This is a genomic window from Pyrinomonas sp., assembly GCF_040289685.1.
Classification (GTDB): Bacteria; Acidobacteriota; Blastocatellia; order Pyrinomonadales; family Pyrinomonadaceae; genus Pyrinomonas.
Map to the genome: position 1 here is coordinate 1 of NZ_PSLQ01000016.1, position 22,781 is coordinate 22,781.

At 60.6% G+C, this 22,781-nt stretch carries 21 protein-coding genes; 6 read left to right on the plus strand and 15 right to left on the minus strand.

Annotation, left to right across the window (positions count from 1 at the left end):
* Window positions 1-515: 515 nt before the first annotated feature.
* The gene (locus C4334_RS05525) at window positions 516-1,100 is read left to right on the plus strand and encodes a type II secretion system protein GspG (RefSeq protein WP_352431086.1); all 585 of its coding nucleotides are present in this window, start codon (window positions 516-518) and stop codon (window positions 1,098-1,100) included.
* A gap of 67 nt (window positions 1,101-1,167) precedes the next feature.
* Here the strand turns inward: C4334_RS05525 and C4334_RS05530 are convergent, their stop codons facing one another.
* The 3 genes from C4334_RS05530 to C4334_RS05540 all read right to left on the minus strand — a co-directional run bounded on the left by C4334_RS05530 (window position 1,168) and on the right by C4334_RS05540 (window position 4,459).
* Window positions 1,168-2,034: a sugar phosphate isomerase/epimerase family protein gene (locus C4334_RS05530; RefSeq protein ID WP_352431087.1), complete on the minus strand. Its 867-nt coding sequence runs from the start codon at window positions 2,032-2,034 to the stop codon at window positions 1,168-1,170.
* A gap of 99 nt (window positions 2,035-2,133) precedes the next feature.
* Window positions 2,134-3,078 (minus strand): sugar phosphate isomerase/epimerase family protein, encoded by a 945-nt coding sequence (locus C4334_RS05535; RefSeq protein WP_352431088.1) that lies wholly within the window; start codon window positions 3,076-3,078, stop codon window positions 2,134-2,136.
* An 82-nt stretch (window positions 3,079-3,160) separates the two neighbouring features.
* Window positions 3,161-4,459: a lactate racemase domain-containing protein gene (locus tag C4334_RS05540; protein ID WP_352431089.1), complete on the minus strand. Its 1,299-nt coding sequence runs from the start codon at window positions 4,457-4,459 to the stop codon at window positions 3,161-3,163.
* 283 nt (window positions 4,460-4,742) lie between these two features.
* On the opposite strand from C4334_RS05540, the gene C4334_RS05545 reads away from it, so the two are divergent.
* Entirely contained in the window at window positions 4,743-5,177 is a 435-nt protein-coding gene (locus tag C4334_RS05545; protein WP_352431090.1) for a response regulator, read from the plus strand.
* A 277-nt stretch (window positions 5,178-5,454) separates the two neighbouring features.
* On the opposite strand, the gene moaD is transcribed toward C4334_RS05545, so the two are convergent.
* From moaD to C4334_RS05580, 7 genes are all read right to left on the minus strand, one after another.
* Window positions 5,455-6,213 carry a molybdopterin converting factor subunit 1 gene (moaD, locus tag C4334_RS05550; RefSeq protein ID WP_352431091.1) on the minus strand — a complete coding sequence of 253 codons (759 nt, stop codon included), beginning with the start codon at window positions 6,211-6,213 and terminating at the stop codon, window positions 5,455-5,457.
* Window positions 6,214-6,260: 47 nt separating this feature from the next.
* The gene (locus C4334_RS05555) at window positions 6,261-6,965 is read right to left on the minus strand and encodes an LON peptidase substrate-binding domain-containing protein (protein ID WP_352431092.1); all 705 of its coding nucleotides are present in this window, start codon (window positions 6,963-6,965) and stop codon (window positions 6,261-6,263) included.
* A complete protein-coding gene (locus C4334_RS05560) occupies window positions 6,958-8,316 on the minus strand; it encodes a metallophosphoesterase family protein (RefSeq protein ID WP_352431093.1) in 1,359 nt (452 codons plus the stop codon). Before C4334_RS05560 ends, C4334_RS05555 begins: the two co-directional genes overlap by 8 nt.
* 689 nt (window positions 8,317-9,005) lie before the next feature.
* Entirely contained in the window at window positions 9,006-9,386 is a 381-nt protein-coding gene (locus C4334_RS05565; protein WP_352431094.1) for a response regulator, read from the minus strand.
* A 477-nt stretch (window positions 9,387-9,863) separates the two neighbouring features.
* Window positions 9,864-11,390: a sigma-54-dependent transcriptional regulator gene (locus tag C4334_RS05570; protein WP_352431095.1), complete on the minus strand. Its 1,527-nt coding sequence runs from the start codon at window positions 11,388-11,390 to the stop codon at window positions 9,864-9,866.
* Entirely contained in the window at window positions 11,371-13,236 is a 1,866-nt protein-coding gene (locus C4334_RS05575) for an ATP-binding protein (protein WP_352431096.1), read from the minus strand. The genes C4334_RS05570 and C4334_RS05575 overlap by 20 nt, the downstream gene beginning before the upstream one ends.
* A gap of 262 nt (window positions 13,237-13,498) precedes the next feature.
* On the minus strand, window positions 13,499-14,362 hold the full coding sequence (locus C4334_RS05580; protein WP_352431097.1) for a 3'(2'),5'-bisphosphate nucleotidase CysQ family protein: 864 nt from the start codon (window positions 14,360-14,362) through the stop codon (window positions 13,499-13,501).
* Window positions 14,363-14,775: 413 nt separating this feature from the next.
* On the opposite strand from C4334_RS05580, the gene C4334_RS05585 reads away from it, so the two are divergent.
* From C4334_RS05585 to C4334_RS05595, 3 genes are all read left to right on the plus strand, one after another.
* Window positions 14,776-15,582, plus strand: coding sequence for a dienelactone hydrolase family protein (locus tag C4334_RS05585; RefSeq protein ID WP_352431098.1), 807 nt, complete (start codon window positions 14,776-14,778; stop codon window positions 15,580-15,582).
* Between the two features lie 198 nt (window positions 15,583-15,780).
* Window positions 15,781-17,460, plus strand: coding sequence for an ABC transporter substrate-binding protein (locus tag C4334_RS05590; protein WP_352431099.1), 1,680 nt, complete (start codon window positions 15,781-15,783; stop codon window positions 17,458-17,460).
* 77 nt (window positions 17,461-17,537) lie between these two features.
* On the plus strand, window positions 17,538-17,966 hold the full coding sequence (locus tag C4334_RS05595; protein WP_352431100.1) for a hypothetical protein: 429 nt from the start codon (window positions 17,538-17,540) through the stop codon (window positions 17,964-17,966).
* Between the two features lie 193 nt (window positions 17,967-18,159).
* Here C4334_RS05595 and C4334_RS05600 read toward each other — a convergent pair whose 3' ends face one another.
* From C4334_RS05600 to accC, 4 genes are all read right to left on the minus strand, one after another.
* Window positions 18,160-18,393 carry a hypothetical protein gene (locus C4334_RS05600; RefSeq protein WP_352431101.1) on the minus strand — a complete coding sequence of 78 codons (234 nt, stop codon included), beginning with the start codon at window positions 18,391-18,393 and terminating at the stop codon, window positions 18,160-18,162.
* Between the two features lie 139 nt (window positions 18,394-18,532).
* Window positions 18,533-19,294: an HAD family hydrolase gene (locus tag C4334_RS05605; protein WP_352431102.1), complete on the minus strand. Its 762-nt coding sequence runs from the start codon at window positions 19,292-19,294 to the stop codon at window positions 18,533-18,535.
* An 81-nt stretch (window positions 19,295-19,375) separates the two neighbouring features.
* The gene (locus C4334_RS05610) at window positions 19,376-19,882 is read right to left on the minus strand and encodes an acyl-CoA carboxylase biotin carboxyl carrier protein subunit (protein ID WP_352431103.1); all 507 of its coding nucleotides are present in this window, start codon (window positions 19,880-19,882) and stop codon (window positions 19,376-19,378) included.
* Between the two features lie 93 nt (window positions 19,883-19,975).
* A complete protein-coding gene (accC, locus tag C4334_RS05615; protein WP_352431104.1) occupies window positions 19,976-21,478 on the minus strand; it encodes an acetyl-CoA carboxylase biotin carboxylase subunit in 1,503 nt (500 codons plus the stop codon).
* Between the two features lie 85 nt (window positions 21,479-21,563).
* Here accC and C4334_RS05620 point away from each other — a divergent pair, with 85 nt between their 5' ends.
* Window positions 21,564-21,725, plus strand: a complete 162-nt coding sequence (locus C4334_RS05620) for a hypothetical protein (RefSeq protein WP_352431105.1) — start codon at window positions 21,564-21,566, stop codon at window positions 21,723-21,725.
* A 39-nt stretch (window positions 21,726-21,764) separates the two neighbouring features.
* Here the strand turns inward: C4334_RS05620 and C4334_RS05625 are convergent, their stop codons facing one another.
* The gene (locus C4334_RS05625) at window positions 21,765-22,685 is read right to left on the minus strand and encodes a hypothetical protein (RefSeq protein ID WP_352431106.1); all 921 of its coding nucleotides are present in this window, start codon (window positions 22,683-22,685) and stop codon (window positions 21,765-21,767) included.
* Window positions 22,686-22,781: the final 96 nt, after the last annotated feature.

A 22,781-nucleotide genomic window follows, 5' to 3' on the forward strand; every position in this document is an offset into this window, starting at 1 on the left:
GACGAGCTGATGGAGCGGATTTGGCCCGAGACGTTTGTGGAAGAATCAGGGTTGGCGCGCAAAATATCCTGTGACGCGCTCAAGCGATCGCCTCGTGCCCCTTTCCGAGGCGGGTTGGCGCGCAATGTCCTGTCATGCGCTCGCTGTAGCGTAACGCGCTTTAGCGTTTGCGGAAGGGCTGGAGTTGGCGCAACATCTCGGTGTTGCGCCAAGCGCTAGTTGATACCCCCCACGGCGCTCGAGCCGTGGGGACTTCGAGAGCGATCTCGTCCCCAACAGTTGCGGCCACCTGGCACGCGCGCCGCCTTTGTGTCCCACGGTTCGCCTCCGATCGGGCGGATGCCTAATTGTGTCGGGTTTTCAAGTCTGCATTGTGTCGGGCTTTCAAGTTCGCATCAGGCGCTTCATCCACCCCTAAAGGAGCGGGCTGCTCGCGCGGGATTTCTGTAAAGGCCGGCCTCTCGGTTGATGTCGGGACTGCTTTCGCGCTATGGTCTTCATCGCGGAGGAAGCTTGTGAACAAAAAGGCTTTTCTTTGTGCCGCGCTTTTGTGTCTGTTTACCATCGGGATCATCGTCGCGCGCCTTGCGCCGCGTTTAAGCGAAGGCGAAGCGCGGCGGCTGATCGCGCAGGTGGCTTTCTTCAACCTCAAGACGGATGACGTGAAGGTGCGGTCCATCTCCGTGCTCGGAGGAGCGGCGGTAGTGGAAGCCGAGATCCGAACTGCGTTTCAGTTTGTCCAAGAGGGCGGGCGTTGGCGCGTGGCCGAAATGCGCGTTGGACGAGGAGAATGGGAAAGGATTGATCTTTTAGAACGCGCGGTCAACGAAGAAAAGCGCAAGGTCGCGCGCGCCGAACTCGAATTGCTCGCAGGCGCGTTGCGCGATTTTCGGCGCGACAACGGCTTCTACGTCATCAGCAATGACCACGCCGTGCTCGTTGATCATCTGAGCCCGCGTTACCTTGCGCGCGTCATCCGGCTCGATCCGTGGCATCGGCCATACATCTATCGTGGAACGCGCGATGCCTTTGAATTGCGCTCGGCGGGCGAAGATGGACGCACGGGCACCGCCGACGATATCATTAGCCGCAGTCCTTGAGGGGCTTCGTGGCCCGCGCGACTCTCAGTCGCCAGCGTAACTGACGCGAGTCCCGTTGATCGCGCCGCTAGAGTGCGCCCGCTTTGCGCAGCAACTCCTTCATTCCGGCCATGCTTTGGCGCGTTGATTCCTCCGGCGTGCCTGCGCCGCGCCAGTGCGTTTCGAGCACCACCGCGCCGCGGTAGCCATCGCGTTTGAGCGCGCGAAACTGGCCGACGAAATCAATGATGCCACGCCCCATAGCGGCCCATTCGTAACCGCCACCGGGTTTGCGCCGCACGTCTTTGCAATGAACGTGACCGATGCGATCTTTGGGCAGCAGATTGTAGCCGTCTGGATAGGGCGTCTCGCCGCGAAAAGCGGCGTTGCCCGGATCCCAATTCAACTTGAAACTCGGCACGCGCACAGCGGCCAACGTGCGCGCCGCTTCGGCGGCGGTGGCCGTGTTGCAGGCGAATTCGTTCTCCATCACCAGCGTCACGCCGCGTCGGCCTGCTCGCAGGGCTGCCTCGCGTAGCTTTTCATCAATGGCCGCGCGAAAAGGGCGCTGATCTTCGATGCGCCAGAAATCGAAGCAGCGCAACCGATCGGTGCGAAAAGCGCGCGCTAGCTCCAGCCCGCGCTCCAATACCTCGTCCTGTTGCTCAAAAGTGAAGTCGGCGCCGAATCTGTCACGTTGACTGTATTTCGAAACGGGCGCGCCAGGCCAGTCAGTTTTGAATAGCGGGCTGGCGATGGAGGAGACGCGCAAACGATAGCGTTCGAGCAGCCGACGCGCCTGCGCGATCTCGCTTTCGTTCCACGACATGATGTTTTTGCTCCATGCCGTGCGCAGTTCAACGTAGCCGAGGCCGAATTCGCGCGCGGCGATGTGCAGAGCGCGCTCCAAGTCTTGCGTGATCTCGTCGGTGAAGACGGAAAGCTTGAAAATCATCTCTTCGCGATCCTCTGCAGTCTGCGGAACGAGCTAGGAGCGCGAATGGATAAGGAACCGAGCGCTCTCGCCCTTTTGTTCCGATTCTGAACTGTTGGCTCAGACCTTGAGTCCAAGGCGTTCTTCGACGTAGCGCTTGCTGATGAGCGCCGATGCGCGCGGCGTGCGCGATTTGTCGGGAACGGCATCCAGCTCGATGATCGCCCAACCGCGGAAATTGATTTCGCGCATGGCGGCAAACACGCCCGGCAGATTCACGCGCCCGCGCCCAAGCTCGACGAAACGGTAAGCGCGACGCGCATCTGGACCGGTCTGTTCCACATCCTTGATATGAAAGAAGAGCAACCGGTCGTGGTAACGTTTGATGGCTTGTGCCGGATCGCCGCCGCCCTGATGATAATGCGCTACATCCAATTCGAATTTGACGTAGCGCGGATCGGCGTTTTCGAGGATGCGCTCCACCTCATCGGGCGCTTCGCCGAGGCTGTGCATATGGTTGTGATAACCGAGCGGAATGCCGAGATCGGCGGTGCGTCGGCCAATCTCGGTCAGCAAACGGCCTAAACGTTTGAAATCTTCCGCAGTGGGCTTATCCTTTGGCCGCGCCTCATCGGTCACCTGCAGATACAACCCGCCAGCGTCGCGCACGAAGCGCGCATTGTCGACGTGTTTGCGAACCTCTTCGTCGGTCGCGCTCGCCGTTTGAACGCCACCGCTCGATAGCGCGACGAACTGCAGGTTATATTGCGCCAGAAGATCGCGCAAGCGCGCCGGATCCTTGCCAACATCCTTGAAGATGTTGGTCCGCAGTTGTATGCCGCGAAAGCCGAGTTCGGAAATCTCGCGGATGGCGCGCATGTTGTCGTCGCCCCAAGTGATGGCGTGATAGCCGAAACGTATTTCGGACGGCGCAGGCTTAATCGGTCGGCGAAAGACTGATAGGTCAGTTGGCGGGTAGAGCGGTTCAGCCGACGCGTGGCGCGCTGTAAAGGCCAAAGCGCTCGCGCTCAACCCGGCGATGAAATGGCGTCTCGAAAGTTTCATGACACGCGTTCCCTCGTCTTCGTAGTACCGAGATCATATGCAGATCAGCGGGGATTTGCAAACCAAAAGTTCAAAATCGGAACTAATTGCCGTTGAGAAGATCTTCCTCGGGGGCGACCAAGTAGAGGTCGCGCCCGGCGCGCTCGACCACCAACGTATCGGGATCGGAAGCGTAATCCTCCAGACGAAACGCGCGGTGATCGAGCCACCCTAGCCGCACTCGCGCACAGGTTTGTCGATCTATTTGCGAAGCGAGCGTGATCCGGTAACGCGGCACGATGCGCCCTTGCGCGTCGCGACGACCGGCATAAGCGACGTGGGCGAGATGCGCGGCGACGCAGAGATGCTCGCGCAGTGCGGGCGACTGCGCGACCCATTGTTTAACCTGTTCGAGCGGCGCGTAACCGTAGTGCTCGATCAAAGCGCCGTGTGTTTGCGACAGGTGCGCAAGTTGCGGCGCGTAGATGATCAATTCGCCGCCCTCTTCGATGATGCCGCCGAGTTTGTAGCTCGCTTTGCCGCCCACCCACATCTCATCGTAGTGCTCATCGAGCAGCGCGACCACGCGGCGGTAACGCCTGCCGGTGTACTTGATGTGCAACCGGCGGCTGATCTCGGCTGCGCGGCGAAAAGCGAGGCGTATGTCACCAGCGAAAAGGGCGTGTGTGCGAAGTTCACCGCCGTCGCGTACGACCACCGAGTTGATGGAGATAACGCGCGGGGCGATCCGTTCGGCGGCGGCTTCGATCAGGTGGCGCGTCGGCGTTTCGACGCGCCCGATGACGCGCTCGATGGTCGCTAGTGCGCCGAGCCAGTGCGTCGTGTGCGTCAGTTCTGGACCGGCAACGCCCGGAAAAAAATACTTCGCGCCGCCAGCGAATCCGGCCACTTCGTGCGGCACGGTCGCGCCGAAGACGAGCACCACGTCGTAGAGACCGGGCGCAAGCAGCGCGTTGACCGAAAGCGGGACTTCGTCGGTCAGCAGCCCACCCGTGAGGCGGGCCACCTGTTCGCCGCTCAAGCTGCCGATCTGCGCTAGACGCGCGCGGTCGTCCCAACGGTGATCGTGGATCGCGCCCAGACCGGGCACGCCTCGATCAGCACCGATTTTGGCCCGTTTTTCCGCCTCGCTCATCGCCGCGTGGGTCCCTTGAGCGATGAGCGCGTCGAAACGCCGGACGCCGCGTTCATGCAGGATGCGAGCCGTCATGGGGAAGAGCGAATCCGTGTTGTCATCGCGCGTTTTGTCGGGGATGATGGCGAGGATGCGTTGCTCGCCCGCCACCGTCTGCAGCGCCTCTTCGAGAGCGGCGCGCAGCTCTTCATCGGAGAGCGGCGCATCGAGCGACTCACGGCCGATGATGCCAAACGATTCCGTCATGGGAAAGGCTCCGTCGTGCGTGCAGCATTCTAGCGATGGCGCCCGGTCTTGGGAAGCGCATGCTTGACGTGAAATTGACACCTGACGCTCGGCTGACACGAGCGAAACGGAGAACGATCGCGCCATGGATGGAAGCGAGCCTTCGACAACGGCTGAACGAGCGGTGAACAATCGCGCTGAGGACTGGGAGGCGCTCTCCGCAGTGGGGCGATCTGAAGGTGGAACGCGGATTGCCTCTGAAAGGGAGTAAGGGCGGTCTCCGCCGTGGCGAGAGGGCGAGAGGATGGCGAAAAGATCGGTTCTTTATTTGGACGATGAGGTCGAATGCTTGAACATCTTTCAAGAGATGTTCTGCGACGAGTACGACATCCGCGTGGCCTCGAATCCGACGGACGCTTGGCGCGCGCTCGAAGAAGCGCCCGCCGATATCGTCATCAGCGATCAGCGCATGCCGGAGATCGAAGGCACAGAGTTTCTCCGCCGGGTCGCCGAAAAATACCCGTTGAGCTACCGCGTGATGTTGACCGGAAGCGTGGTCATCGGCGATGTCGCGCGTGAGATCAGCGAAGGCGTCGTCAACCTTTTCGTCGCCAAGCCGTGGACTGAACAAGGCATGCGCCAGATGTTGGAGCGCGCCAGCGCCTCGTTTGAGCTGCGCTCCAAAGTGCACATGGCGCGTCGCGGGCGCCCGCCCGAAGAGGAAGAACAAAAAGGCTAAAGATCCAGCAACGTCGTTTGCTCGCCCTCCTCAACTTGTCCCTTAGATGGAAACCTGAATAAAGATCCGAGCGATGCAGGCTTGTCCTTCGCGCCGGGCGACCGCTTCGGCGCAAAGAACGAACTCGCGCGATGCGCGCTTGTTCTTCGCGCGCCTGAGTTTGATCAGCGGGAGTCGTCGGAAGAAGATTCGACCATGCTTGGGGTTGGGGGATTTGAATCCTTCGTTCGCGCCTCTTTGCCGCATCGCGCGTCTCATCGAAGGCCAAACAACGGACTCAATTCGACCTATCCGACGCCGCATTCTCGCGTTGCGTGGCGGGCGATTCGCCTTCGACCCACACCTCACCATCTTCAAAGACCTCTTTCTTCCAGATCGGCACGGTACGTTTGAGTTCGGCGATGGCCCATTCGCAGGCGGCGAAAGCTTCTTTGCGGTGTGGCGCGCTGACGACGATGCAGACGCTCGTTTCGCCCGTCTCCAATCGGCCCACGCGATGAACGATGCTGATGCTGGCAATCGCAAAGCGCGCGCGCGCTTCGCGTCCGATGCGACGCATCTCGCGAAGCGCCATCGGCTTGTAGGCTTCATAGACGAGATAGAGCGTGCGTCGTCCGCCGGTCCACCCGCGCACGTAACCGTCAAAGGTCACGGTGGCGCCGCAGTCGGGCGGAATCAATCGGCGAGCCAAGCGTCCGACATCAATCGGCTCTTCGACGATGGCGACGAGACCATCCTCTTCTTCGCCTTGACCGCCGCTGACGGGCGGAAAGACGGCGATTTCGTCGCCGTCTTCTACCACCTTTTCGGCGGGCGCGTACTCGTGATTGATAGCAACTAAGAGCGAGCGCTCGAAGCGCGCAAGCGGCGGATGCCGTTCGCACAGGACGCGCAGCGCTTCGGCGCTGGTGACCGGTCCAGCGAAGGTGATCGTCTCTTCAGCACAACCGGCAGCGTCGCGCGCGGCGCCGAAAAAGAGGACGCGCACGGTGCGCGGCGTGCGGCACTCTGATCGCGTTGGCTCTTCGCGTTCCATCCTTTGTGTAGCGCTCAACGCGCGCTCGATCCTTCGAGCGCGACGTTTCATTCCTCGTAGTCAAGCTGTTTGCCGCCGTGGCCGTTGCGTTTGGCGACCGAGTGGATGCGCGCGCGTTCTTCGTAGTTGCGCACGGCTTGCGCCAGCATATCGCGCAAGCGTTCGAGCCGTTCCAGCGTCGAACGTAGCTCGAGCAGTTCTTGTTTGGCGCTTCCTTCGAGATCAATGGCCGAAGCGATCAGAAACGACAGGCGTTCAGGATCGGTTTCGGGCAACTCAGTCAATTCGCGCGCGCTTTCATCGTTGAGAATGCGCACGGCGCGCGCGATGCGCAAGAACAGCTCCGTCACTTCGTGCGCGCTTCGTTGCAACGCCTCCGCATCCTCTTCTTCGTCCTCGAAGAACCGCACGCGCGCGATCAGGTAGGGTTGATTCGATTCGATGTACTCTTCGATCCAGTAGCGAATCAAACCGACCGTCAGGATGTTCGAACGCCCGTCGGGCAAAGGATGGACCTCGACGACTTCGGCGACGCAACCGACATGTCCGACGGGCGGGCGCGACTGCCCGCTGTCGGCTTCCATGTAGGAGATGCCGAAGATGTTGTTCGACGCGCGCACGTCCTGCAGCATCTTGCGGTAGCGCGCCTCGAAGATATGGAGGGGCAGCGGCGCGCCCGGAAAAAGGACGATCGGCAACGGGAAGAGCGGCAATTGATCGACGCCGCGCAGTTTGCTGAACGGTTCATTCATGATCGATGCGGCGACGTGGTCCGAAAAGGACGAGGCGTGAGTCAGCGATCGATTCCTCCACGCCGTTTTGAACGTTTGCCCCGTCGTCATCGCTTTCGAGGCCGAGCTTCTGCGCGATGAATTCGATGATGCGTTCGGGCGCCTCTTCCTCGAGCGCGAGCCGTTTGGCTTCCATGATCAAGTTGGCGACATCGCCCGCACGATCGCGATAGCGTGCATCGCGTGTGACCAGGTCTTCAAGAATGCGTCGTTCGCGCTCGTGGCGCGGCAGGCTCGGGTCGAACTGATCGCCGACCTGATACTCGACCGGAATCGTCAAGTTCCGAATGATCACATGGAGCGCGCGCGTCCGCTCTTGAATTTGCTCGCGAAGCGCGTTCGTCTCGAGCAGCGAAGTGCGAAATCCAAGTCGCCCGCGCAAGGTCACCTCGACGATCGGTGCCAGCTCGCCCGAGCTTTCGTCGTGAACTCGCGCCTCGCGTTCCACCAGTTCGAGGATGCGTGCGCGCACCATTTCAGGATCGGCTGAGCCGGAGATTTCGACCGAAAGGCGTTGGATCGGACGCTGCACGTAATCGCGTATGTGCTGCGCTTCTGCCTTGTGGTCGCGCACTTCGACCATGTAAAAGCCGCGCGGTTCATCATATTCATCGACCGTGCAAGCTTCGAGCGAGCCGGGATTAAAAGCCCAGTTATCGAAATTGAACTCCTTGTGCGTGTGGCCGAGCGCGACGTAGTCGATCATCCCGCGCAGCTCACGCAAGCGCGCTTGCGTGAGCGCCGGAATCGGGCGTTTGAGGTAACCCTCGATATCCGTGTGCAACATCAGGATGTTGAAGCGCTCGCTCGAGATGTGCGGTTTGATCTGTTCGGCCAACAGAGGAAGAACAGCGTTGGCCGACATGCCGTACCAATTTGAGCCGAAGATGCGTGCACCGCCGATGTCGATGAACGACCCACGCCGCCGCTTCTCATCCCACTCCGTGACGATCAACTTCTTGCTCTCATCGTATTGCGGTTCGAGCAGTTTTAAGTAGCCCCATTGCGACAGCGACCGCAGCCAACTGAAGTGCGAAGTCGGGTCGCTCTGGTCGTGATTGCCTTCGATGACGAGCACTGGAATGTTTTTGCTTCGCAATAGCTCCAGCCCCGCGATGGCATGGTTCATTGTCTGTGGATCGACGCGGCGCATGTGGAAGAGATCGCCCGCAATCAGCACGAAGTCAGGTCGGTTGGGTAGGGCGTAGCGCTGGAGCACGTCGTACCAAGCGCGGAAAAAATCCCTCGCGCGCTCGTCGAGGTTGTAGCGTCGGCAGCCGAGATGAACATCTGCGATGTGAAGGAATTTCATAGCAGCAAAAAAACGCTCGGCGAGCTCGTCAAGCTAAGCGCAAAAGCGATGCCCGCGCCGACGATTATACGACATCGCGCGCGGCGGAAGCGAATCTCATCGGAAGAGAAGTCGTCGAGAAGACTTGGAGAAGGGGCGCTGGCGCAGCCGACGCGAACTTTCAAGTGGCCGATGGATGCCCGACAGTTTTAAGGGATCGCAAGTGATGGACGACCGGCGTCGGAGTGGCGCCGGAGCAAGACGCATGATCCACGGCCGGGAGTGACCCTCTACTTGCGGAAAAGTTCGACGGCGAGAATCGCGCCGCTCGGCGTCGTGCGGTGTTGGAAAAGCAGGAAGCGCATCGCTTGGAGATACTGGGGGAAGCTCTCGTCCGTCCCTCTTTTGCGTGCTGGAGCGACGAGCGAGAGCTTCCTTGGCTCGACCTGCAAGCGGGGGGATTCTCGCAGGTCGTAGACGATAAGTGCGTCGTCGGAGGAGCAGAACGAGCACTCTCGTCGAACATCTTGTGAGGCGACTTCGTATGACCGACAAGGTGGGGAGTCGTTTGTGGTTTCCAGAGATGTGCGCGTCGCTTTGAGCGCACGTCGCTTCGTGGCCCTTCTCCTAGCCAATATCTTCGCGCGCCGTCGGTTGATTCTGCAGGATGAATTGGTGCGGGGCATGATGTGGTTGACCTCTCGTCCGCCTCAGTGTTCGGTTATGCCCTGCGCGCCGTGGCGACGCAGCGTCTGCAAGAAAAGTTCCAGATCGAGCGGCTTTTTGAAGACCGCCGTCGCGCCGTTTTGAACGCAGCGCTGCTGTATCTCACCGCTAGCGGCGGAACTGATGATGAGGATTTTGGATGCGGGAAGTTTTCGTCGAAGATAATCGAGGATGTAAAGCCCAACTTCGGGAGAATGAACGATGGGCGGCAAACACAGATCGAGAACGTATATTTCTGGTTGATAACGATCCGCTAGGCGCAATGCCGAGATGAGGTCTTTGGCCGTTAGGACTTCATAGTCGTCACACAATGCCCAGAAAAGTTGCTGAGAGATGGCGACGTCGTCATCGATGATCAAAACCATGGGTTTCACTTTACCTTGTCCATCCTTTTGCCAGATCCACATAACACCGCCACTCCGTTATTGGCGAGGAAAGGGTCGGGGATTTTCACGGTTCGCCGCGAGAGCGAACCATGCAACCGGGCGAACGCTGAATGAGCAAATCGCGTTCCGCGAAGGGCCGCTCGCGCCAAAAGCGCCTTGGAGGCGATCCGCTCGCCAGATCGCGGAAGGCGACCCGCGCAGCGGCGCGCCTACGAGCAAAGCTCAAATAGCTCGTCTGAATCATCCGGAAGCGCGAGCGGCTCAAAAGCTTTTCTTTCAAGAGGGACAAAGATTTGAGACGTCTTCGCAAGCGGCTTTTGATGCGAGCTGACCAGTTTGAAACTGCGCCTCGCTCGCTGAAGGATGAAAGGCCGATGTCAACTTCCGTTCACAGTCGGAAAGGTTTATCTGTCTACTTGAGTGGACAAGACAAGTCGGGCGGCTTCGAGATGAACCTCAGACGGAGAGCCCTAGTTCGTTGATGAGGCGGTGCAAGTAGGAGCGGCTGATGCCCAAACGTTTGGCAGCGGCACCGCGATTGCCGCCCTCGGCTTCAAGCGCGCGCAAGAGCATCCGTTTTTTGAGGTTCTGAACGGCTTCTTCGAGCGTCGCGTCGGGCGGTTCGGTGATCTGCTCGACGGTGAGCGCTGTGCTCTTCATCTTTTGGGGGAGATACTCGATGCCGAGCGTTGCGCCGCGCGTAAGCACAACGAGCCTTTCCATCAGGTTCTCCATCTCGCGCACGTTGCCCGGCCAATCATATGCTTGCAGCGCGGCGAGCAGCTCCGGCGCGAGTTCTGGCGGTTGAAAACCATGTTTGCGCGCCGCTTTGTTGGCGAAAAAAGCGGCGAGCACGGGGATGTCTTCGCGTCGTTCGCGCAGCGGCGGCAGCGTCAGCGGGACGACGTTCAAACGGTAGAAAAGATCTTGGCGAAAAGCGCCTTTTTCGGTCTCCTGTTCGAGGTCGCGGTTCGAGGCGGCGATCAGGCGTATATCCACTTCGATGGTGCGCGTGCCGCCCAGACGTTCAAAGGAGCGCTCTTGCAGCACGCGCAAGAGCTTGACCTGCACGGCGGGCGAGAGTTCGCCGATCTCGTCGAGAAAGAGCGTGCCGCCATTGGCCAGTTCGAAGCGCCCTTTTTTGGCCTGCGTTGCACCAGTGAAGGCCCCTTTTTCGTGGCCGAAGAGTTCGGATTCGATGAGCGTTTCCGGCAAAGCGGCGCAATTGACGGCGATGAACGGGCCGCCAGCGCGCGGACTCTCCTCGTGGATGGCGCAGGCGAGCAGTTCTTTCCCCGTACCCGATTCGCCGCAGATGAGCACGGTGGCGTCCGTGGAGGCGACGGCGCGGGCTTGGCGAATCACCTCTTCGAGCGCCGGACTCGATCCAATCAACCGCCCGAAACCGCGCTGCCCGCTCAATTTCGAACGAAGGCGGAGGTTTTCCGCTTCCAAGCGGCGCACGCGCGCAGCTTGCCGCACGATGTGAAGCACTTCATCTTCGTTGAACGGCTTCTCGAAAAATCCGTAGGCTCCGTGGCGCACGGCTTCAAGCGCAACTTGTTTGTCGGCGCTTCCCGTGATCACCACGGTGGGCACAGGCGGGCGCTTCTGTTTAGCCGCCTCAACAATGATTAAGCCCTCTTGAATGCTCTCGGTGACTGGCGGCAGGTGAAGGTCGCAGATAACGACGTCAACCTCTTCGCGCTGCAACTGCTCGAGCGCTTCGCGGCGCGTTTCAGCCTCGAGAACCGCGTAGTCGTCGGCCAGCGCCCAACGCAGTCCGCTGCGCAGTGCGCGGTCATCTTCGACGATGAGCACGGTCGCTTTCTCTCCGGTTTGCGTTTCCATCCGTTCAACCAACTCGTGCGACGGGACCGCTCGCCCTCCGGGACGTTGCACGGCAATCCGAGCCGCATCTATGGCAGTTAGCGAACGTAAAGAAGGACGTTGCGGCGACGGGTCAATGAGCTTGCGACTCATCGCTTGAAGTTAATGGTAGCACGACGCGAAAGCGCGTGCCAACCCCTTCTTTGGATTCGACTTCGAGATGCCCGCCGTGGCCTTCGACGATTTCGCGGCACATACAGAGTCCAAGGCCGATGCCCTTCTCTTTGGTGGTGGCGAAGGGGCGGTAAAGTTTCGTGCGGATGAACTCTTCGCTCATGCCGCGCCCCGTGTCGGCGACGCTGAAGAAGACTTCGTGCGAGTTAAGCCATCCGGCTTGCACGCTCAGCCGTCCACTTCGCGTCCCCATCGCTTCGATGGCGTTGATGATGAGGTTTTCGATCACTTTGCAGATGGCCTCTTCGTCGGCCATGATCATGATGGAATCGGGCAGATCCGTTTCAATGCGGTGAAACTCGGCGACGTGAGCCGCCGTTTCGCGCAAGCAGCGGCGAATCAGCGCCGCGAGGTCAACGGGCGCTTTCCGCCAGCGCGCTTCGCTCTGCAGCGTTTCAGCCGGAGCGTTCAAGCGCGCGACGATACGTCGCAGCTTGTCGGTCGCTTCGCCCAGCGACGCGATGGCATCTTGGCGAAACTCTTCACGGTGAAACTGTTTCTCCATGTTGCGCACGAGCATCGACAATGAAGTGATGGCGTTCTTCAAGTCGTGCGTCAACATGGCCGACAAGCGCATGAAGGATTCAAATTGGCGCGTCTCCGCTTCGCGGGCGATCAATTCGCGTAGCTGCCTTGTCATGCTGTTGAAGCTATCGGCCAGCACGCGCGTTTCGTCCTGAGTGGTGATCTCGATCCGCTGGTCCAGATCGCCGCGCGCGACGGCGGCAGCCCCCTCGGCGACGCGCGCGATGCGCCGCGTCGTGCGATTGATGATCGTGACGAGCGCGACGGCAGCGAGGAGCGCGATGAAGAACGAAAGGGCGATGCTCGCCAGCGCGGCATCTTCTAACTGTGCGAGCGCGCGCGTCCTGTTTATGCCCACCGCCGCCGTCAAATCGAGCGCCGTCGGACGAAAAGCGACGACCCACGAGTCACCGTCGGCATGGCGAAAGATCGCTCTCCCGCTTCGCTGTTGCTCGATCGCGGCGAGCACGGGGGCGAATCCAGGCATCGCGCGCGCCACTGGCTGGTACTTGAAAGACTCGTTGGTATGAAAGATCAACGTCCCCGAGCGATCGAGCACGAACGCCATGCGCGCTGGCGTTTGATCGCCGAACGGCAACCGGGGCATTTCGGAGACCGCATTATCGAAGATCGCGTTGAGCTTCAATTCGACGACCAACGCGCCGCGTGGCGCTTCGGCGTGCGGCGTGTCGAAAAAGACCGGAAGCGTCAACCGAAGCCCTGCGCCGAAGTTCTCGCGCTCCAATGCGGATTGCACGGGAGCCGGGTCAGCCGCTTGCCAGACGCGTTCATCGGCGCGTGCATCCTCGATCCCTTCGGTTTTGAAACGCGCTTCGGTCCGATCTCCCACTTGCAGCACGTTCTCGACGCGAAAGAGCGGACGCCGTTGCGCGTCGAGACATGTGATGCTCGCGTAGTAGCGTCGGTAGTTCAAAAAGAAGGCGCCGACCGCGGCGCGCACTTCTTCGGGCAACGTGACGTTCCGGTCCGACGCTGCACTTTGCGCGCGCACGTATTCGCGCAGCGGACGCTGCCGCGCGAGTTCGACGAGGTTGGTTTTACGGTCTTCGATCTGCCGTTCGATTTCAGCGGCCATGCGCGACGCGCTCGCTTCCGCCTCGTCGAAGAGCAACCGCTCGATGGCGCGTCGTCCGCTCACGTAGTTGAAGATGGCGAGTGCCAACAACGGAACGACGCCGCAGACGAGAAAGACGAGCAGAAGTTTGGTCCTGATGCTCACGAGCGAAATCGTGCGAGGTTGGTGTTTACCGGGTGCGTCTCAGTTCGTGCGACGAGGCATCGTGCAACGTGCGCGAAAAGAACGCGACACCATGTGTCGGCAAAATACCGTTCTGCGCACTTGACGCGCGGGCTCATTCGCCGTCGGCGCGCGCTGAACCATCCCTTGTTTACTTATCTTCAACAGCGGGCTCGTTCGTCTCGTCTGCGTTCGCCATCGGTGCAGCATCTGATTTCAACGAGCGAGCTGACCCGCCGTGCCATCATTCGATGCGCTTTCGCCCGAACTCTTCGAGCAAAGGCGCAAGCCCGGCGATCACCCGATCGTGAAGAGCGCCGTTGGAGGCGACGATTCCATTTCTGTTCCACACGTCGGGCGTGTTGTAACGCAACGGGTAGCCCCATAAGTCTGTCAACATGCCGCCCGCTTCGCGCAAAATCGCTTCTGGCGCACACGTGTCCCACTGCTTGGAACGCGGCGAAAGATGAATGTACAGATCGCATTGGCGTTCGACGATCAAGCCGATCTTGACGCCCACCGAACCGCGTCGCGTTTCGGTCCGGATGCCGAGCGCCTCGATGACGCGATCCATGCGCGGGCTGCGATGCGTGCGACTGGCAGCGAGCCGGGCCTCGCGCAGATCGCTTACGTCCGAAACGTGGAGCCGCGTCGCTTCGTCTTCGCCCTTTTTGCGCCATGCTCCCGATCCACGCACGGCCCAATAGAGGACGTCCACCGCCGGACGGTAGACGACGCCGAGCGCCGGTTCGCTACGTATGGCGAGGCCGATATGAACCGCGAAATCGTCGTCGCGAGCGATGAAGCCACTTGTCCCATCGAGCGGATCGACCATCCAGACGCGTTCTTTGCCGAGCCTTCGCGAAGTGTCAATTGTCTCTTCCGACAAGATGCCGTCCGCAGGGAAACTTTCGAGCAAACCGCGTACCACGATCTCGTTGGCAGCGGTGTCGGCCTGCGTTACCGGCTCATTGATCTCGCCTTTGTGCGCGATCTCAAGCGGGCCGCCGTAGTAGCGCATCGCTTCGCGTCCCGCCCGACGCGCCAGTTCGATGGCGAGCGCGAGTTCGCGTTCGAGGCTCGCATCGATCTGCTTCGTTCCGTTCATGCTCAAGAAAACTAGCACAATCCTCCCGTTCAAGCGAGACCCCATGTTTCGCCGCTTCGCCAATCAACTCAAGTTGCCGCGCGAAAGACTGTGAGGAAGAGATGAAAGCGCGGAAATCCCCTCACGGATGGATTCCAGTCGCTGCGCGTAGGACTTCGAAGGACGAGCGGAAACGCACCGCAGAAGGCTTGGAAGTAAACTGCCATCCCCGAGAAATCACTTGCCGCGCGCTCATCGAAGCGATGTCTAAGCGACCGGTGCGAAGCGAACTGCTATCTCTCGAAAGATCGCTTGCCGATAGCGCTCGCGGCATCTTTGCCGCTTTGTGTTCCGACCCGTTTCTTGCTCCGACGCCCTTGCTGGCATATATTGAGGGTCAAGTTCTGACATGAGAATCAGCGAGGTGCAAGCCGATGGGTGAACGTGATGAGCGTGCGGACGAACTTTCGCGCCGAGAATTCCTTGAGCAAACTGCGTTGGGAGTTAGTACGCTAGCGGTCAATGTCGTGCAGGCGAGCACAAAGCTGCGCGGCCAGATGGTCGAATATCCGAGCGGCGAGATCAAAATCCCAGCCTACTTATCGCTTCCGCAGCGAAGTCCGGCGCCGGCGGTGCTCGTCATCCATGAGGTCTTCGGATTGAATGATCACATCAAATCGGTTGCCGATCGCGTTGCGCAAGAGGGCTACGTCGCGCTCGCACCGAACCTGTTCGTGCGCGCCTCGGAACCGCCGCCGCGCGATGCTTCCAACGTCGAAGCGATCAGGCGCGCTGCGACGAGTCTGGCACCCGATGTTGCGGCACGCGATATGCAAGCGGGTTTAGACTTCTTGAAGATGAGGAAGTTCGCGCGCCCGCGCTTCGGCTCGGTGGGCTTTTGCATGGGGGGCGGATTGTCTTACAGATTAGCCGCTTCGGGCTATCCGGAGCTGGCTTGCGCCGTGATCTTCTACGGGCGCACGCCGCTGGAGCTGGTTGAGAAAGTGACGTGCCCTTTGCTCGGCATCTTCGGTGAACTAGACCGAAGCATCCCGCCGCAAGCGGTGCGCGAATTCGAGGAAGCGCTGCGCCGCGCGGGCAAGCGTGCGGAGATCAAAATCTATCCGGGGGCGAAACACGGCTTCTTCAACGATACGCGCTCGGAAGTTTACGACGCGCAGGCTGCCGCCGATGCATGGCAGCGAACGCTCCGGTTCTTCCGCGAACATCTGGGCGCGTGATACGCCGACGCTCAGGCGAGCGGCTGAGCGAAGGGTCTATTCAACTCAAGCGGGCGGTTGAGCCGACGGACCGTCCGCATCACGCATCGTGGCTGATGTTGCCGGACCAGCGGTCGGCAGGGCTCATCGCTTGTGGCGGTTCTCTGGCGTGGGAGCCGCGAGGAATTCATCCGTCGCCTCGCTCATACCGAACAACCGATGATGGACGCGAAACTGTGTCGTCTTTTGATCTGCGCCTTGTGCGCCGCGTTTCTCCTTTCGCCGCTCGCTTGTTCGCAGAGAACGACGACACGCGAGACCGACGCGCGCGCAAATGATCCGCGCCACGGTGGGACGCTCATCGTGCCCATCTTCGGCTCGGCTATTACGCGCGCGCGCCTCGATCCGATCGTCCCAAGTTATGATCCCATTGCGTCGATGATCTTCGATCGGCTCGCCGTCGCCGAAGATCCGACAGGCGCGCGCGTCGGTCTGGCTCTAGCGGAAACTTGGGAAGAATCGCCCGACGGCCTCGTGTGGCGATTCTATCTGCGCGAGGCGCGTTTTCAGGATGATGAGTGTTTTCCGAACGGCATCGGAAGGCGCGTTCGCGCCGACGATGTCATCTACTCGTGGCAACGCATGATCCGCGCTTTGCCAGCGGGCTACCACTACTTCGGACGCTTCATCGCTGGCGCGTCCGAATACCGCGACGGGCGCGCTGAAGCGATCAGCGGCTTGCGGGCGCTCGACGACCGAACGCTTGAAGTGCGTTTGATCACGCCGTTCTTCGGCTTCATCCGCGCCGTGACGTGGTTCCCGACGAGCATCGTGCCGCGCGAAGCGGTGGAACGCTACGGCGAAGATTTCGCCAAACATCCTGTGGGCACAGGAGCCTTTCGCTTGGTCGAGTGGGATGTAAACGGCGGGCGCATCACCTTGGCGCGCAACCCAAATTACTGGGGGCGCGATCCTCAGGGGCGCCAGCTTCCATATCTGGATGAGATCCGCTACGTGCTCTATCCGAACCAGATGACGGCGTTTCAAGCGGTGGTCAACGGTGAGGCTCATATGGCGCCGGTGCCTGCTGACCTGCTCGACGGAGTAGCGACGCGCGATTCATCGGGCGAACTTCGTTTGCGTGATGAATATGCCGCGCGCAATCTGCGTTTAGTTCCTTATCAGCCACCGATCTTTGGCGCCTATGCCTGCTTCAACTTGGACCGCAAGACGCCTTTCGCGCGCGAAGTGCGGCTAAGACAGGCCATCGGCTACGTCCTACGTTTGCCGAGCGAACCGCCGATGCGCCCTTTGTTGCGCCCCGTGTTCGGCGTGCCGTCGCAAGACGACAAGGGCTTTTACTACGATCCAGAGCGGGCACGGGCGCTTTTACGCGAAGCCGGGCATCCGAAGGGACGCAAGCTGCCGAAACTAAGATTGGTCACCACTCCCTACAATCGCGAGCAAAACTTTGAGCGCATAGAGAGGATAAAGGAGTTGGGCATCCCTCTTGAGGAGAATTTGGTGAACAGCGTCGAAATCGAGCAGCGGCTGCGCGAGGGGGATTTCGATCTGTACATGAGCACTTGGGAGTGGTTCTATCCCGACGCCGCAGCTTTGTTGATGCGTTTTCTGTCGGATGCGCCGCCTGAGGAGAACATCGCCCGTTATCGCAACCCGGATTTCGATGCGCTCTTCATGCGCATGATCGGTGAACGCGATGAGACGAAGCGAGGTTTACTCGTCGGTGAGATGGAAGAGCTGCTTTTACGAAGCGCCGTGTGGATTACGTTCAGGATATCATCGCCCGACAGACAGTACGTTATCATTCGCAACGATGCGCGTTTTCACGACTCGGCGCGCGAGCGCATAAACTTTCGCACCACTTGGCTCGATTAAAACTTCAACGTGAGCGCGACTTTGCGCTCAGCCTTCTGTCCTCGCGTTTTTCCAGCTCAACTACAAGGAGACAAAGCATGGCAGAAAGAGTCCCCCGCGATCCAAACAAACCGACCCCGCCTTATGAGAAACCTCCGAAGAACTGTCGCCCTCTTGGCGGCGATGAGATAGAGGCCAAGCTGAAACAGGCGAGTCACGGTGAGTTGGTGACGCTGCTCGTCAAGGGATGGAATGCTGGCTTCTTTCGCATCTACGAAAGGCTCGACCAACCCGCACGAGCCGCAGCGGTCAACGCGTTGATGCTCGAAGCTGAGACCTCAACGCTCGAGATAGATGATGGTGCCGGTTGGCCTCCCGGTGGTGGCTCTTCTGGGCCAACCAAATCGGTGGCGAAAAAGGGTGCCGGGAAGAAAAAGGCTAAGCAAGCTTCAGGCAAGGAGGCCAGCAGAACGAAGGAAAGCGCCAAGAAGACTGCTCGAAAGCGAGCGCGCCGACGCAGCGTTTGAGCATCGCGCATCGGATCTCATTGCATGAAAAGGGCGCGTGGACTCTCGCGTAAACACGCGCCCTTTTCTTCGATCCGCTGACCCTTCAAGGTTGAGAGGTTTCAATGCCGATCTTGGTCGTCGTATTTCTGCCGGTATATGTGGCGGCTTGCGCGATCGAGTTCGCGCTCCAGCCGTAAGCGCTCGCGCCAAGTCAGCTCGCCGTCGGACCGGCGTAGGCGCGGATCGCGGCCTGTTCGGCGAACAGGTTGGCCGCCTCCCGACGAGTCAATTCGCCGCTTTTGATCCCTTGTTCGATGCGCACTCTTTGCTTGTTTTGGCGCGCGTCGATGCCGATGCGTCGGTCTGTTCCGCTCTGGGCCAGCGAGGGCGATCCGAAAGCGGCGCAGAGTCCTACGAACGATGTACCGAACAGCAGTTTTTTCATCTCTTCCTCCTCGATTGATTCTTACGTGTGGGGAGAGGAATCCTTCTGCTCTTAAGACGGAGCAGATCTCGTTTCGGTTGGAAAATCTTCCTCGCGTGTTGCTCTGACCGGTCTGCACTGAGGTTGCTTGACGCCCTATTCAGAGGCGGTCGAGCGTGCGCAACAACAGGTCTGTGTCGGTCAAGTCCGGAAGCAGCGCGTCCGGCTCGTGCGACCGTAGATCTTCCGCACGATGAACCCGGCCTGTGGCCACGGCCACAACGCGCGCGCCGAAATGTCGCGCGGCGGCGATGTCGTTGGGCGTGTCGCCGATGATGATGAATTGCTGAGGGGCGAACTTATGACCGAAAAGTTGATTTATTCGTTTGGCCGCGAGCGCTGGCAGCGCCCGCCGATCGTGAGATTCATCACCGAAAGCGCCCGGAAGCTGAAAGTACTGGTCCAGCCCGGCGACGCGCAATTTCAGGCGTGCCGCCGGCTCGATGTTTCCCGTCAAAAGCGATGAAAGGTAGCGCGGATGTGCCGCCAGTCGTTCGAGCGCCGCGCGCGCGCCCGGCAAGGGTTGCCAACAAACCGTGCCGTTGGCGATGCGCTCCATCTCGGCGATGTAGCAGCGGCGTATATCATCGACGCGCGCTGTGACCTCTTCCGCTGTGAAACCATGTTCGCGCAGCGCCTCGATGGCGATCTGCAGATCGGTCATCCCCGAGACGATCATCTCAGGCAACTTGCCGCACGTGCCGAAGACCTTTTCGAGCATCGGCCCCATGTAATCGCGAAAAAGGCCGTAGCGCGTCGCACGCACGAGCGTCCCATCGATGTCCCAAAGGATGATGCGCAGATCCTCGAGCGCCGACTTCGCTGCGTTGCGCGCCGTTTCGCCCCGAATCTCCTCGGACAATCAACACCTCCCCGGAAAATCCTTTTCTATCGTGTCGTTGTGAACCTTTTCGCTGGTTGGCAGCGGTCGCTCGCCATCACGTCACTCGACGATGGCGAGCACGTCGCCTGCGTTGACCGTCATCCCCTCGCGCGCGCGCAGTTCTACGACCTTGCCGGACTTGGGCGATTTCATCTCGTTCTGCATCTTCATCGCCTCGACGACGACCAACCCGGCACCAGCTTCAACCTGTGCCCCTTGTTCAGCGAGCACGCGGACGACTTTGCCGGGCATCGGTGCAGTGACCGCCGCGCGACCGGACGCGCCGCTTGCCAATCCCGAAGCGTTGCGCAACCGGCGCGGATCGCGCACTCTGATCGAATAGCTCCGTCCGCGGATATGAACGCGGTAATCGTTCGGCGCCTCAGCCTCGGCGCGCACGCGACACTCATAGACTCGCCCTGCGACGAGCAAAAGGTAGATGCCCGCCTCTGGACGCCGCACTTCAATCTCGTAAAGCCGTCCATCGAGTTCGACCTTTAAACGCTCGCCGTCGCCCTCGAGATCGAGCGTGCGTTGTTCACCTTCGATTTCGGTCAGGAGTTTCATCGCAGTCCCTTGGTTAAAGAGCGAGCGCGCGCGGCGACGCCCGCGAAAGTTTCGCTCTGCCGACGAGCGCTCTGTGTTCGACTTCGCGCTTCGTCAGCGAAGGAGCAGCGCGCGGCCGGCGAGCCGCCATACGTTGTTAGTTCTGTGTTCCGCCGCGTTTGCGCGCGTCTCGATACGCCGTTCAGAAAAGGCGATGGCGGCCGCGATGGCGGCTATATCGCGCTCCATCGGGTCGGTCGGAGCTTGAGCGCGCCGCCGGCTGAAGCGTTCGATGAAGCCTGTGTCAAGCTCCCCACGGATGAATTCCTCATCGCGGACGACCTCGCGGAAAAAGGGAAGCGTCGTCTTAATGCCTTCGATGACGTATTCATCGAGAGCGCGGCGCAGACGGTCGATCGCTTCAGCGCGCGTTCTCCCCCACGCGGCGAGTTTGGAGATCATCGGATCGTAGTAGATGGAAACTTCGGCCCCAGCATAGACGCCGCCATCGTCGCGTATGCCTGGTCCCGTGGGAACGCGAAGCTCGGTGATGCGCCCCGGCGACGGCATGAAGTTGTTCTCCGGATCTTCGGCGTAGATGCGACATTCGATGGCGTGACCGCTCCAGCGGAGTTCCTCTTGCGCGAATGAGAGCTTCTCGCCGCAGGCGACGCGGATCTGCTCGCGCACGAGATCGATGCCGGTGACGAGTTCGGTGACGGGATGCTCGACTTGCAGGCGCGTGTTCATCTCAAGGAAATAGAAATCGCGCGTTTCATCTGAGACCAAAAACTCGACCGTTCCGGCGTTGACGTATCCAGCGGCGCGGGCAATGCGCACGGCGGCTTCGCCCATCCTCGCGCGCAATTCGGGATCGTTGATCGGCGACGGGCATTCTTCGATGACTTTCTGATGACGCCTTTGAATTGAACACTCGCGTTCGCCGAGGTGGACCACATTGCCGTGCTCATCGGCGAAGACTTGGATCTCGATATGACGCGGGCGCACCACCGCCTTTTCGAGATAGACCTGCGGATCGCCGAAGGCTGAAGCCGCTTCCGATTGAGCCGTGGCGAAAGCGGATGGAAGCTCTTCGGCAGAAGCGACGAGCCGCATCCCCTTGCCGCCGCCGCCTGCCGCCGCTTTGAGCATCACGGGATAACCCAGACGCGCGGCCACTTCACGGGCCTCTTCGAGCGAGCCGAGCGGCTCGGTCGTCCCCGGAACGATAGGGGCGCCAGCGGATTGGGCGGCGCGTCGCGCATTGGTCTTCGACCCCATCAACTCCATCGCTTCGGGGCGCGGCCCGATGAAGACCAATCCGGCATCGCGCACGGCGCGAGCGAACTCGGCGTTTTCGGCGAGGAAGCCGTAACCCGGGTGGATCGCTTCGGCGCCGCTGCGCCGCGCCGCGTCGATGATATGTTCCATCTTCAAGTAGCTTTCGCTCGACGGCGCTGGGCCGATGAAGTAGGCTTCATCGGCGAGCCGCACGTGCAACGCCGCGCGGTCCGCTTGCGAATAGACGGCCACGGGCGAAATCCCGAGTTCGCGGCAAGCGCGGATGATGCGCACGGCGATCTCACCGCGATTGGCGATCAGAATTTTGCGGAACATGGAATATTTCGCTTCTTTCTCGACTCAATTCTCGCAGAACGCGCATCGTGCTCGCCAGCATCGTGCAATTGGATGCGCTTCTTTCTTGACTCGATTCTCGCAGAACGCGAGCGCGCTCAAACGCGTGCTGCCGGCGGATCGTATCTTCGAGCGGTTTGGTGAACCGTTCGCCGTCGTTTTGGCACGAACCACGCTTCCGGCGAGCGAAGCGACGAAGTTCGGCATACTCGCCGAAGAGATGATCTAGCTGCAAAGTCTATAGTCCGACTCCCCATCTTCTGCACGCTCATTTCGGCTTGCTGTTGCGGTTGGTGATGACGAGCGCACCGGGCGATTTGAGCTGGCGCGGTTCGGCGACGATCACGCCGTCTTTGACCAAACGGTCATCTTCCGTTCCGTAGATGCCATCGGCGCCGGGCCAGAGCAGTTCGTAGTCGGTAAAAGAGACGGTCTCCAACCCACTGGCCGGAGCTGCGTCTGTGTCGGCGCGGGCGGCCACCTGGCGAAGGCGTGCGCCGCGCGCCGGGCGTTGACGTTCGATGCGCGCTGCTTGTACCGAACTGGGGACGTAGTTAGCCAGTCCCAGCTGGGCCAGTAGCCTAGCGTTGCTTCCTTCCGGATCGGGCAGGCGGCGTAGATCGTCGAGCGAGGCCGGATAGGTCCCGTAGAGCGCTTTGTATTCGAGCAGCATGCGGTGCGTTCCGTAGAGCAGCGACTGCACGGCGGCCTCGCGCGCCAAGCGCCGCTGTTCGATGAGTTCAGGGATGAAGAGCAGCGTAAAAGCGAGATTGGCGATGAGCGCTAGCGTTGCCGCTCCGTACCCGACAAGGGCGAATCTGCGCCAGAGGAAGCGCTGCGGTTCGCGCCGCACACGACGGCGCAGCACTGAGCAGGTCCAGAAGATGGCGAGCGAAAGCGGCAACAGCAGATATTTCGCGCGCCACGTGGCGGTGGTCGCTGCCGAGACGAAATCTGCGACATCGCGCGGCAGCAGATGACCGCGTCGGTTGAGTTCGAAGACGATCGTGCCGAGCGATGCGAGCGCGAGCAGGAGCCCGGCAACGCCGATGAACAGCGTGCGCCCAATGAGCGGCAATCTGGTTTCTGGTGGCGGCAGCGGAGGCCCGACCGGGCGCGCGCCGCAAGCCGCGCAGCCGTGTTGCCATTCAGTGGCGAGTTTCGATCCGCAGCATGGGCAGATGTCCAATTCTCAAAGCACCTCGCAACTTTCTTCAGGACATGTGGCGATCGGGCATCGCCGCTCGGTCTTCTAAAACCAGCTCGCTTCGGCTGCGCTCTCCCT